Annotated in this window: 10 protein-coding genes and 1 pseudogene; 5 read left to right on the top strand and 6 right to left on the bottom strand. The window is 33.1% G+C overall.

The genetic code is table 11. The annotated features are described in order from the left end of the window. Window positions 1–71: 71 nt before the first annotated feature. The 5 genes and pseudogenes from I2F23_RS10195 (at window position 72) to I2F23_RS10175 (ending at window position 6485) form a co-directional block, all read left to right on the top strand. Entirely contained in the window at window positions 72–2906 is a 2835-nt protein-coding gene (locus tag I2F23_RS10195; protein ID WP_195772496.1) for a type VI secretion system Vgr family protein, read from the top strand. Between the two features lie 13 nt (window positions 2907–2919). After that, window positions 2920–4416: a hypothetical protein gene (locus I2F23_RS10190; protein ID WP_195772495.1), complete on the top strand. Its 1497-nt coding sequence runs from the start codon at window positions 2920–2922 to the stop codon at window positions 4414–4416. Then, the gene (locus I2F23_RS10185) at window positions 4413–5513 is read left to right on the top strand and encodes a hypothetical protein (protein ID WP_195772494.1); all 1101 of its coding nucleotides are present in this window, start codon (window positions 4413–4415) and stop codon (window positions 5511–5513) included. Before I2F23_RS10190 ends, I2F23_RS10185 begins: the two co-directional genes overlap by 4 nt. Window positions 5514–5571: 58 nt before the next feature. Then, window positions 5572–6074: pseudogene (locus tag I2F23_RS10180) on the top strand (IS1 family transposase); the annotation flags it as partial. A 186-nt stretch (window positions 6075–6260) separates the two neighbouring features. Beyond that, the gene (locus tag I2F23_RS10175; protein ID WP_195772493.1) at window positions 6261–6485 is read left to right on the top strand and encodes an XRE family transcriptional regulator; all 225 of its coding nucleotides are present in this window, start codon (window positions 6261–6263) and stop codon (window positions 6483–6485) included. A gap of 74 nt (window positions 6486–6559) precedes the next feature. Here the strand turns inward: I2F23_RS10175 and I2F23_RS10170 are convergent, their stop codons facing one another. The 6 genes from I2F23_RS10170 to I2F23_RS10145 all read right to left on the bottom strand — a co-directional run bounded on the left by I2F23_RS10170 (window position 6560) and on the right by I2F23_RS10145 (window position 12876). Then, window positions 6560–7279: a PP2C family serine/threonine-protein phosphatase gene (locus tag I2F23_RS10170; RefSeq protein WP_195772492.1), complete on the bottom strand. Its 720-nt coding sequence runs from the start codon at window positions 7277–7279 to the stop codon at window positions 6560–6562. A gap of 224 nt (window positions 7280–7503) precedes the next feature. Continuing rightward, window positions 7504–7977, bottom strand: a complete 474-nt coding sequence (locus I2F23_RS10165) for a hypothetical protein (protein ID WP_228285405.1) — start codon at window positions 7975–7977, stop codon at window positions 7504–7506. Beyond that, window positions 7974–8621: a MarR family transcriptional regulator gene (locus I2F23_RS10160; protein ID WP_195772491.1), complete on the bottom strand. Its 648-nt coding sequence runs from the start codon at window positions 8619–8621 to the stop codon at window positions 7974–7976. Before I2F23_RS10160 ends, I2F23_RS10165 begins: the two co-directional genes overlap by 4 nt. Window positions 8622–9018: 397 nt before the next feature. Beyond that, window positions 9019–9897, bottom strand: a complete 879-nt coding sequence (locus I2F23_RS10155) for a viperin family antiviral radical SAM protein (RefSeq protein ID WP_195772490.1) — start codon at window positions 9895–9897, stop codon at window positions 9019–9021. 112 nt (window positions 9898–10009) lie between these two features. Continuing rightward, the gene (locus I2F23_RS13915; protein WP_228285404.1) at window positions 10010–11860 is read right to left on the bottom strand and encodes a hypothetical protein; all 1851 of its coding nucleotides are present in this window, start codon (window positions 11858–11860) and stop codon (window positions 10010–10012) included. A 437-nt stretch (window positions 11861–12297) separates the two neighbouring features. Continuing rightward, window positions 12298–12876, bottom strand: coding sequence for a hypothetical protein (locus tag I2F23_RS10145; protein WP_195772489.1), 579 nt, complete (start codon window positions 12874–12876; stop codon window positions 12298–12300). Window positions 12877–13459: the final 583 nt, after the last annotated feature.

Here is a 13459-nt window from a genome sequence, read left to right as displayed (position 1 = left end):
ATAATGTGCTTTGTTTATTTTTATTATGTTGTAACTGTATAATCTATTCTTTATTTAAATAACTTTTTCTAATGATCAGTGATGTTTTTTCTCTTTTAGAAAGTTTGGGGTTTGGATATCAAACACGAGCGATTCACGCTCAATTCTCAAGTCCGCTACTTAATCCACAACTTTTTATACAACGCATCGATGGCCATCATGAAATAAATAAAGGCCTGAGTTGTGAACTCATTTGTTTGTCGATTAATCCTGCGATTCCACTCAAAGAATTTATAGGGTGCCGTGTGGCAGTCGATCAAATTACAGATCTAGGTCAGTTATTTAGAACAACAGGAATTATTGTAGAAGCCTCACAAGGACAACATGATGGTTCATTGAGTGTCTACAAACTTAAAATTCAAGATGCAACCTCCCTTTGGCAGAAGCGTCGTAATAGTCGGGTATTTATGAATAAATCTGTGTTAGATATTACACAGATCTTATTTAAAGAATGGCAAGAGAAAAGTCCATTATTTGCATCGAGTTTAATGCTCGACATGAGTGGTCTGAGCAAAGCCTATGATGTACGACCGTTCATCATGCAAAGTGCTGTAGAAACAGAATATGAGTTTTTGACCCGTTTATGGCGAAGTGAAGGGATCAATTGGTTAATTGATGAAAGCCAAGCATTTGTATTGCATAACAAAGATCAAATCCAAGCACAGAAACTACGGTTAATTGATGCCAATGCCCAGTTTAAAGCATTAGATCGTCAACTGATTCGCTTTCATCGTAGTGATGCGACAGAAACATTTGATACCATTACCAGCCTGACGGCTTCTCGTCAGCTTCAGCCAAGTACGGTGCATGTTCAAAGATGGCAACCGCAATATTTAGAACAAGAAGATGGTGCAGGTTCAGTTTTATCTTTAGGTGAGCAAAGTGGTCAATATGACAATGCCACACTCAGCTTAGAAGATGCTTGGCATGTAAGCCCAGCATGGGTGGGAGATCTGAACGGTGAAGATGGTGTAACACCATCAAGCCATCAACAAGTTGAGGCATTGAACAGCCATTTATCCGATCAAAACCGTTTAAAGTCAAAATACTTTACTGCACACAGTACCGTACGTGATGCGCAAGTGGGTTATTGGTTTAAACTGAATGGCCACCCTGAAATAGATCTACATACAGGTTCAGACCAAGATTTTCTCATTTTAAGTAAACACTTCTATAACCAAAACAACTTACCCAAAGATATTCAAAAACAGGCAGAAGAATTACTCACGTCGAGTCGTTGGCATCATAAAAACATTCAAGAAGATGAACAACGCCAAGGCAATACCTTAACACTCATCAGACGTGAGATTAATGTGGTGCCTGAGTATCATCCTGAACAACATAAACCGATAGTGCATGTTCAACGTGCGCAGGTAGTGGGTGTTGAAGGTGAAGAGATTCATGTTGATTCATGGGGTCGAATTAAAGTTCGTTTCTTATTTAGTCGTGCAGAAGATAACAGCCATGATGGAGGTGCAGGAAGTAACCAAAGCGATACTGACTCTGCATGGGTAGATGTACTTACCCCTTGGGCAGGTAAAGGCTACGGTGCCAGATTCCTTCCGCGTGTTGGTGAAATAGTTGTCGTTGACTTCTTTGATGGCAACATCGACCGCCCCTTTGTGACAGGTCGCTTGCATGAAGCAGAGCGTCACCCGACACAGTTTGATCAAACTGGTCCGCTTCCCGAAACTAAAAGTTTAAGTGGTATACGTTCACAAGAGATCAAAGGGTCGGGTTATAACCAACTGCGTTTTGATGATACTCATGGACAGATTAGTGCCCAGTTACAAAGTAGTCATGCATCGAGTCAACTTAATTTAGGGCAACTCAGTCATCCTAAATCACAAGCGACCAGTGATAGTCGAGGAGAAGGCTTTGAGTTAAGAACAGATGCTTATGGGGCTGTTCGCGCAAGTAAGGGACTGATGTTTTCGACATATGATCGAAATACAGCAAGTAAAGATCAACTAAGTATAGAAGAAACGAAAAAGCATTTAGAAAATCATTTAAATGCAGCACAAGGTTTAGATCAAATTGCTCAACAACATCATGCAGAGCCTTTAGAAGCATTAAATGCGCTTCAGCAGTTCATTGGGAAATTAGAAAAAGAGGATGAATCACAAGCAGAAGCATTTAAAGAGGCACTGATGATTCTTGCTACACCAAAAACTCTAGCACTTTCGGCGCAAAAAGATATTCAGATGACGGCTGAACAACATATTATTCAGTCCGCGCAAAAAGATATAAATATGAGTACGCATCAGAGTTTAGTTGCAAATGCTCAAGACAAAATTAGTTTATTTGCAGCAAATAAAGAAGCCAAGATTTATACAGGCCAGGGGAAAATTGAGCTCCAAGCTCAAAACAATGGTATAGATATCTTTAGTAAAAAAGATATTGAAATTGCATCAACGGAAGGCGCACTTCATATTGTTGCAACCAAAGGTATTACGTTTACAGTGGGTGATACACAATTTAATCTCACGCCATCTGGTTTTAGCCTCGTGACCAACGGTGCAGCAGATTACAAATCTGCCCAACATAAATTTGCAGGGCCATCCCCTGTTACATCAGTCCTTCCAACATTCCCTATTGTAAACTTAAAACCGAATGATTTAGTGCTAGAGCATTTGCATAGTGACGGCAAGCCTGTACAGGGTGCATCCTTTGACGTTCTATTTGTAGATGGTACTCGTAGAACAGGTAAATTAGACAAGAGCGGTAAAGCGGTTCTCAAAGCCGTTCCTCAAGGTAAAGCAGTTATTCAGTACGGTGAAGATCAAGGCGACCATCAGTTTAAAGCAAGTCCGAATGAGGACTGGTTTAAAACCTTAAAGCATACGTCTTCAACAACGAATAACTAAGGGAGGAATTGGCATGGAACAACCACAAAATAGTCAGTTCTGGCAAGAAATTGCAAAACATCCAGAAGCTGTTCAAAAGTCGTTTTGGTACGGTGCTAAAGATTTAGCCACTTTCTTGGGTGATGAACCTCAACTGTATCGGACATACCTGAAATATGATCAAAGTAAACCAAGTCCTGATTGGCCTTGGTGGAAGAAGATCGTTTTTTACTATAGCCAAAGTGAATATAATCAAACCATTAATCAACACAATATGGTTGTTTCTATTCAGGAAAAATCCAGTTGGATTTATGGCGTATTACAAGGCGATTTTAATAAAAACCCTACATTGTCACAGATTCTGGTGGGAGGTGTAATTAGCCTTATACCAGTGGTTGACCAAGTGTGTGATATTCGGGATCTGATTTCTAATCTCATCACATTGTCCGATGAAAAAGACCAAACTCCCGAAAACTACATGGCATTATCGCTGACAGCGATTGGTTTAATCCCTGAATTGGGTTCTATTTTAAAAACTACGGTTAAATCGATACAGGCAAAAGCAACCACAAAGCTTTCCTTGATGAAAACCATGGAATCCCTCGAAACAGTAGCCTATAAAGTGGGTGGGGCATGTCCTTGGGGACGATCTCCTGAAAGATGGCTGCGTAGTCAACCATGGGCACAAGTGGCGAAAGATGCATATCGCTGTATAAAATCGAATATTGAGCGCCTAATAGAAATACTTACCCATTACGTGCATCGTGCAACAGGGATTTTTAAACAAAAAATAGCGCAACTGATTAATACGCTTTCTCAAGTAAGTCATTCGATAGAAAAATATATTCAACAACTGTGTGAAAGTGTTCGTATTCGAGTTACTGAACTTCTGCCTCAGCCTAGACTTGCCATGGCGGGGCATCCTCCTCCAAAAGGCATGTCGAATACACCAACAAATCGCTATGAGGTCAATACTGCAGGTGCGCATCCAACGCAGACACGTCATCAACAAAAAGAAGAAAAGCCTGAGAGAGAGAAGACCAAAGAAAACTCTAAAGACGATACGTGTATATTAAGACCATACAAACCTGATACGTGTAAGCCTAAAGGGAAGACCGGACACCATGTCGTTCCAGATCGTTGTTTTAGGTTAGGTACAAGAAAAGGATCTGAGCGTAGTCAAATCAAAGGTGCGCTTAGTGAAGCAGAGGGATTAGTTATTTGTGTGAAAGGACCTACTCCAAAGCCAGATAATGAACATGGTCAAATTCATGCTATACACAGGAAATTGGAGAATGAGTTAAAAAGACTATTAGTGCCTACAGGATCAGGACCTCTAGCCGAAGTAGAGGTTATTTGTGCTAAATCAATTGTTTCAATTATTAAAAAATGTGATGCAGCCAAGTTAGCCATACAGCTTAGAACTTATCATCAATCAAAAGGTTTAGACCCTAATTTTGTTGTTCGAATCGATGAAAAAGGAACAGCTATAAAAAAATTACCAGCAAACATTTATGGACCAAAAACATGAAGCGAAATATTACTTTTACTGCTGGCTGTGCAATAGATAAATATGAGTTTTATCTAGCATCAGTTTTAGATGAACTTGATTACTCTGATGATTTTTCAAAAATGTTGACATACAACTTTATAGAAAAACAATGGCGCTCGTATGATTTAGAAGATTGGAAGACTATATCTGTTGCATATAATAAGCCTACACACACATTATTGTGTTTAGATTTATATGGTCGATTAGAAAGATTTGAATCAGATCAACATAGGTATGAATATGTTGAAGAAGACATTGAGTTAAATAAGATTAAAGTCATTGATCAAAGCCTTTATGTATGTGGAGCTGATGGGAAAGTTTATAAATATACAGATGGTGAGTGGAATAATTTAAGCCTAAACCTTCATGAAACAAAAAATATAACTAAAGAAGAGCTTATGTCTTTAGATGTACCTATATATTTAGAAAAATATTTGATTGATATTAATGGTTTTTCTAAAAATGAGGTTTATGTTTGTGGTTTAGATCGGGGAGAGGGTTTCTTAGCATTTTTTGATGGTGAAAATTGGAATACCATAAATAAAATTACTCCATCATCTTTAAATAAGATTATTCTTTGTCCTACAGGTGAAAATATTTTTGTCCTCGGCTCTTATGGTACACTTCTTAAAGGAAATATTCATAAAGGATTTCAGAATTTAAAAGATATGGGTATTACTAGCGATTTCTATAGTGGAGCATTTTATAAAGATATTATGTATATTGCTTCTGAGGATGGTCTGTATACATATATAAATAATACCTTTACGAAAGTTCCAAGTATTGAACACATTAAAAGTACTTTTGAAATTCAGGAAAAAGACGAAGTACTTTGGATTTTATCAGCTAAAGAATTAATACGTTTTGATGGTGAAAATTGGGAAATTATTCATCATCCTGATAACGAAGAAGAAACAAGTAATCGTTTGAAGTGCTATGCAGGTGATCGATGTCCTGAGTCAGGGGATTGGTATAGCCCCCACCAAGTAGAAAAACGCTATTTTGCTAAAGGTGATGTTATGCCTGAAATAGAAAATAATACATGGGGTGAAACGATTTGGTATTTAGATATTTGATAGTGTTTCAAAAAGTATGCTGAAAGCAAGACAGGTAAGAATTTGATAAAATAGGGAAATGCAAATAACGCTACAAATCAAATGTCCTACCTGCCTTAGCGACAGTATAAAGAAAAATGGCACAAAAGTAGATGGTAAGCACAATTACCAATTTAAAATATGTAAACGTCAGTTTATCGGTGATCATGCACTTAGCTATCGAGGTTGCCACTCAGGAATCAAAACCAAAATATTACACTCATGGTACGAGGCAGTAGCGTTAGAGATATAGCAGAAGTCGAAAGAGTCAGCATCAGTAAGGTTTTACAGACACTCAGTCAATCAAAATATCAGCTCCAAGCACAGCAGAATGACTATGAAACCCTTGAAGTAGATGAGTTTTGGACTTTTGTGGGTAATAAGCAGAATAAACAATAGTTGATTTATACCTACCATCGCGAAACAGGTGAAATCGTTGCTTATGTATGGGGTAAGCGATACTTGGCAACGGCAAGACAGCTCAAAGCTATAGGGATAAGCTATGCTCATATATCGAGTGATCACTGGGATAGTTTTTTTACCTTTGGTGATATAAATAATTTGGGTGATGTAAAATGATTCATAAAAAAACCTCCTAAGGGTATAGATACCTGATATAGATAATTAAAACACATAAAAATATTTGTTAAACACAATTTATTATGTGTTCACTGTAAGTTTTATGCTTATGTTATAATTCTCTTTTATTTATTGCTGAACTTAAATCTCATGCCTTATGAAGAATTCCAAAGACTGATTGGTAAAGCCAGTCTATCTATTAAAGAGTTTGCTGAATTATTAGGAATGAGACCAAACTACAATAAAGTTGGTTATGTAACGTCTCACTTAGCAGTAAGTGTATCGTTAATTTCAACAATGAAAGACCATGGGGTTGATTTTTATCCGATTTTAAAAAAGGTTCAGGAGTATGAAAAATCTCGTATAGAAAACTAGTCTGAATAGAGATTTATTGTAGAAAAATGGGAGCGATTACTCCCATTTCTTAAATTTAGTATAAGGAGTTGATGTCAAATAGTTTTGCCTACAGATATTATCCAGAGTGATGTGTCATCAACTATTACATCTAATTTTGAAATTTCTTTCTCTAAAATTACTTTTAATATTTCAATATCTGGGAGTTTCCAAAAGCCATCAGATGCAATTACATAGCTATAATTATGTTCAAGATCAAACGAGTTAAAACTTATAGGTTTTAACCTTTTTGTATTAAAAGATTTAGTGACAATATGATTATTGGAAGATGATTTAAGAACAGGTTCAATATCTTTGATTCCTATTTCTGTATGTAAACTCATTGTTAAATTATGAGGATATGTAATCCAATAAATTTTTTTATTGCTGTCAACTTTTCCTAGCCTACAATCACCTAAATGAGCGGAGTATACTTTTTTCGAACTAAAGATCGTCATACAAAGACTCATTGCTGCTGGAATTAACTTTCCTCTGTTTTCTATAAAAAAATTTAAAATTAAATTATTAAAAAAAGATTGAATATCTTGTTCGTTATCATCTAATTTTGAAAAAATATCTTTTAAAGAGTTTATATAAATTTGAAATTTTCTGACTAAAATATCGCTATTTGGACAGCTACTGTGGCCGTCTAAAACATAAAAAAACTTAAGATTCATATTCTCAGTCAGTTTACCTATCGCATCAATACCATACTTACCAGGTAAAAAAATATTGTGAGTAAGTGGATAAGAATATATTAGTATGCTTTCGGCCATTGTTTTTTTATCGCTTGAATTACTTGTAGCGCTCTTTCTCTTGAGCCAAATCTACATTGATCTTCCATTATGATTTCAAAATCAGATAGTTTAGCTATTTTATCAAACTGTACTGATAAGTAATCTCTTAATTCTAGTGAGGCATTATAGATTTCTTCAACTAATAAAGATCTTCCCAAGCAAATAGTTATAATATCTTCTAAGTCTTTACTATATAAAGGATCTTAACCACGACCATGAAAAGCCTCAAATTTTGTTGCTAAAAAATATTCTGGTTTGAGTGTGTTAATAATTTTATTGTTTTTTAACTTGTAAGTCACTCTATTTTCAAAGGCTTCAGTATACCAATAGTTTGAAAAGCCTAAAATTTTTTCATCAGTAGGCATAAAATCCACAATTAGATCTTCTCCTAGCTGATAGCGACAAGTAATATCTTTCTCAAATGGATCAGGACTTTGATAGTTTTTAAATCCTAGCTTTCTAACTTTTTCATCTAACTCATACCATTGAGTTGTAGTTCTAATATCTACGATTAGATCGACATCTTTTGTGTATCTTGTTACTAAAGCTAAATTATCTGGATCTAAGAATAAACTAGTAGTGCAACCACCAATAAAGACCATATCTTTTATTAAATTATCACTAAGAGCATTAACTACGATTTCGAGCATTTTTATTTGGGTTAAAGCATTATTCATAGTAAATACTCACGTAATAGATTTTCAGCAATTTTTCTCTCTCTTGGAGAGCCTATTCTAAAAACATCAATTAAAGAAAAAACTTCGTATAAAAAATTATCGTCTAAGGATGCATAAGGTACAGATTTATGTAATGGTTGGACAGATAATCCAGAAATTGAGCGATAGCTGTGAGTAGGCCATACATAAGGTAAGGAAGAACTATAAGATAAATACTCTGAAAGTTTATTATTATTAAAAACAGTAGGAATACCTATATCAACAGAGCTAATTTCTGTGTGGAAAAAATATTGAAAGCTGTAAATGATTAATTCGAGTAAAGCTTTTCTATTAACTTTCCAAGCCATTTCTTCTAAATTTAATCTTCTTAAAGGAAACGAAGAATTTACAATTAATAGACCTACTTTTATTAAGCGTTTAAGGCATTCAGAAACCTCACTTTTACTAACAACTATAGACTCTGCTAATCCTCTAACTGATAAAGAACTATAGAACGCACTTAACTCCATAATTTCATCTAATTCAATTTCACTTAAATCATCAAAATTCAGTTCCAGGTTAGAGTTAAAATTATTAAATTCCATATATTGTTTTTCAATGGAAATAAGCTTTACGAGTACAAGGATATCTTGCGATTTAATCATAAAAAAACACCAACGTCCTTAATCCTTGGACAGAAGCCAGTATTGATCGATAAATTATACACTATGCAATAAATTTTACTATATATATGCATTTTATTAGCTAAAATAGAAAAAATCTCATTCTCGGTAGATTTATCCAAGGAGTTATCCGTAATTTCGCGGATAAGATCCTCTTCTTGATCATTGAGAAATCATTAAAAGCTTAAAATGATTACTTATTAACCGTTTTTATTGGCAAGAAGTGACAAAACTGCCTAAAAAAAGCAGACATGCTTCCTAGTCGGTTTTTCTTCTATTTTTGGCATTATGTTAAGTTTTTAAGCTACTGATAAGCAATAATTAATTAAGAAAGAGTTTGGATAATGTCCATTATGTTAAGCTAGCTCAATATCCTAGATCAAATATTAATACCTGATATTAATTTAGACCTTTTTAGAAATTTATTAGGATTAAAGATTATTTCTTCTAGGGTATTTGAAGCTCCTCTAATTATAATATCTGAACTGTATTTATATCCAGAAGATGTTGGAGAGTTTTGAAAAAACCTTCCTATCGGATCAATCATCAAATATGAGTGAGTCATCTCATCATTATTTTCAGAGCTAATAATGTTCTGTAAACTATTATGTCTTTTTAGAAAATTATCAAAATCATAATCATCGATTACATTCTGATTTGTAATAATAGGAAGCATCTTAAATATTTTCCATTTTGATGGAGAGGCTTTTTTAATGAAATTAGTTAAATTTTCATCTTTATTAATCTGACTAATAACACTATTGATTTTGATATCAATATTAGGAGAAATTGACCTTATTTCATTAATAGACTTTAATATTTCATCTTTTTTAATAGGGATGTTTTTAAAAGATCGACCTATCTTGATATTAGATTCATCATTAATAGAATCTACGCTGAATCCGATCATTGAAAATTGGGTAGCAATCACTCTAATTAAGTCTTGATCAAGATAGCTACCATTAGTAATTGCGGATAGCTCGAAATCGTATTTACGGGCTTCTTCTATAATGTTTAACACTTGTTTTTTATAAAGGAAAGTTTCTCCTCCAACTAAGTTCAGACGGACTCCAGAAAAGTTTGTTCCATACTTTGCGTTCAATAAAGTAGGTAATAATGATATTTCAAACATTAATTGATGAATCTTTTCTTTTGAATGTAAAACTTCCTTTTGATTTTTGTTTTGCCATTTGGCAAAGCAATAAAAACATTTGTAGTTACAAGCTTCAGTTAAGTGGTAATTAATTACTATTTTCATATCTAGGGTATGCCTATAATTTTTAATAAATAAAACCCATTGCAAAAACATTTGTGATTTTTGCAAGGATTTTATTTTTCGTATATACAGAAAATATTGCTCTAATTATTTTTTATTCATCGTTTAATTCATAACAGATTCTAAAACCAGTTTTTCTTCCTTTATATTTTCCTGTGGAAGTTAAAGATGGTTTTAATACAGACGTATAGTTGTAGAATCCAGTTAATGTTTTAGATATGATTGAGGTCTGTCTATCTAACCATTCACTAAAAAATCTAGAATCGATGTATTGAAGATCATGCTTTTCTACATAATTTATATCGGTAAATTTCAACTTGAGGTTTTGAAAATTTTCTTCTGCCATGTAAGGCGGATGACCTGAAATTTTGACTCCATTTTCTTGGTAAAAACTTAAACAATTACTTTCAAATTCTTGATTAGGTTTACCAATTGGAGTGCGTACCCCATTCTTAATCATGTAAATTTGTTGAGGTAAAAATTTTAATCCTGAATTTTCATTTATTATTTGTGAGAATGGGGAGATCTCATTATATTCTTCAAGACTTAACAATCTAGCTTCAATTTGATGCTCACGATTAAACCAATTAATATAGGCTAATACATCATACCAGGTCACAGATACTGGTAAACTAGTATCTTCATCAGCATTGACACTACTTAAATTATCTAAATCACCTTTAGGACTAGTTTGAGCTATTCGATCTTTTTGATAGCTACTATTTGCATCTAAAAAATCTTGAAAATCTGAGATGCTAATAAGACTAGAGATCATAAGAGTCTGATTATTTTTAAATTTTACATTATAAAAACCAGATAATCTTTTAGATATTTTAGATATTTTAAACGTTTTTTTATAATCATCACTTAGATGCATTTTTAACAATTCAAACTCACTCGGATAGCTTGTAATAGGAGCCTTACCTCTTGAAAAATTATATTTTGCTTCAGCCTCATGAAGTTCTTTTTGTTTAAATCCCTTAAAATCAAAGTATAACCAACGATTAAAGTGGTATTCATCCTCAAACTTTGGAATATCTGCTCTTTTTAAATATGGAGCGTAAATTTGATGATCAAACTCTTCATCACGTTGATTCTTAAATATGAAATCATACTCACCATTTTCGCCCTTTAAGAAAATAATGTTTTCATTAAAAGGGAGTACGTCAACCCAACCCTTATTTATTTCTTCAATGCGCTGTGAAAATAGACTCATTTTTTTATTACAGTGGAAACGTGCTTCATTTAAAGACTTTTTATCATTATCATATATTCGAAAAATTGAAGCTTTATTTTTGGGTTGAACTAATTGATCGCCCAGTAAATTAAATCCACTATGAATAAAAGGAAAATCTGCTCCTATTACAATATCAATAAGCGATCTAGTTTCATTACCATTTCTTAAGGGAATTTGACGTGTTGGGTTTTGAAGAGCTAAATCTACATTTGAAGAGCAACAATCATCCCATGGTTCTTGTTGTAATCCAAACTTACCCTTAATATTAAAATTATAGTTCCCAATACCATCATCGAAATACTTATCGTAATGAAAATTATATCCCGTAAATATTTTTTTAGGAGTGTGGACTCTATCAAAGAATAAACTTTCTGATAAATCTTGTCTTTTATGCTTTAGATTTAAACAGTTACTAGGGTAGCGAGGTTGAATTAAGTTAGCATATTGCTTTAATTCATTTTCATATAAAAAAGGCTTTAAAACTTGCTTATATTCGTTAATAAAGTTAGAAAATCCACCTTTAAAGCCTAATCTACTAACAAGAGCATTTAATAAAGTACAGTAAGAAATTTTTTCTCGGTCACGGAAAGTAGATTTCGCTGACTGTTTAATTAAATCTGGTTCTAAGCCGTAGATTGGTAAAATATGAAATTTTTTGAGGGGTAAATATCCCAAAATTGTGCTTTGGGTAAAAGAGTTTTTTGACATCAATCAATCCGTTAAATTTCAATAATCAACAACTAAGTTGAATTAGAAGCATACTTACGAGATAACGGATTTAATCTTACTAAATAATGTAAGAGGAGTTTTTTTGTTTAAGATAGTATGACTCTTAACCGCAGGTTAAAACTCAACCTACCATTCTGGCTAGATCATTGTATACAATAATAATTACTATATCAAGTGGACTCAATCACGGATAATATTATTAGTTAAAATCGAAAAGGATTAAACCTGTAATGCTCCAGAAAATTAACATAATTTTTATTACCCGAACTATTTTTTAATTAATTATTTTTTATCAGTAGCTTAAAAACTTAATATAACGTTAAAAATAGAAAAAAAGCCAGCATAGACATATGTTGGCTTCTTTTTAAGCGGTTTTAGCACTTTTTGCTAGTAATTTTGACTAAAAAACACTCTTATTAATTCTTTAAGTGATCAACAATATCAGTAGTTGCTTTTTGAACATCTTCAAGTTCATCTTGAGCATCTCCACTACTTGATAAATCACGTGCTATTTTTTTAAGATTACCAAAAATACCACCTTTGTACGAAATAGCATCTTTTATACTATATGTTTCAACAATTACACCTTGATATACAACATTAACATTATAAGTAAAGACCGTGTCTGCATATCCTCCGACAACATGATCCCCACCAATAAACTTTAGTCCCTCTCCCATAAAGACACGTTTATGAGTTACCTCGACATTAACCAATGCCACATCTTCATTCGTATTAATGACATTCTTTTTTTGAAGTATCAGTTGTTGATTAAGATCATCTATATACTTCTGCTGAATATTATCTTTAGTTAAGAATCCATCTTTATTAACTTGACTAACTAGATGGATATTAACATTATTTATTTTATACTGTTTTGGATGTAAGTTCTTAAAATTAGTTGCTGCTTGAGAACTATTGTTTATTGGTGTAGTTGCACAACCATTTAATGTCATAAGTACGATAGGAAATGTAAAAATAAGTAACTTTTTCATATTTAGATTAAAACTATAATAAAAATGTACTATAACCTAAAAGTTATTGTGAGTAGAAGTAATCAATTTTAATAAATAAAGTATTTAGGAAATAGCATTTTCACCAACATACGATGCTTATTTTATTTAATTAAATGTATAAAAAACACCTAGAAATGCTGCAACAGTATCTAAAAATGAAGAAACAAAATGGCTTGATGTTGAAACAATCAAATTTTATGCTGCAACAATTCAGCAAATATTGAGAAACAGCATCAAAAAATGTTGTAACAAAACCGAGTTTATGCTGAAACAATGCAAGGAATCACTAAAAACGCAATAAAAAAATGTTGAAACAGTTTTTATTTTCATATTTTTCTAGGGATTGTTTGATCCGTCAAAATGACTTTTTATTTCTATATATCTATTTGATTATATTTACTTTTAATTGTATTTAACACTCTGTTTCGTGCGCTTTTCGGGGTCGAGGGGAAGCTCCCCTCGCTCATGGAATAATTTAAATAAAATTTATTTTTTAAAATTGTGTAGTGAGTACTCTTTTGGGGCTCCCAAAGATCGAGCGGCCTGTTATGGTGGTCTCTTC

Source organism: Acinetobacter pollinis, assembly GCF_015627175.1.
GTDB lineage: Bacteria > Pseudomonadota > Gammaproteobacteria > Pseudomonadales > Moraxellaceae > Acinetobacter > Acinetobacter pollinis.
The sequence above is the reverse complement of the archived record's forward strand: the minus strand, read 5'-3'. Positions and strand labels throughout refer to the sequence as shown.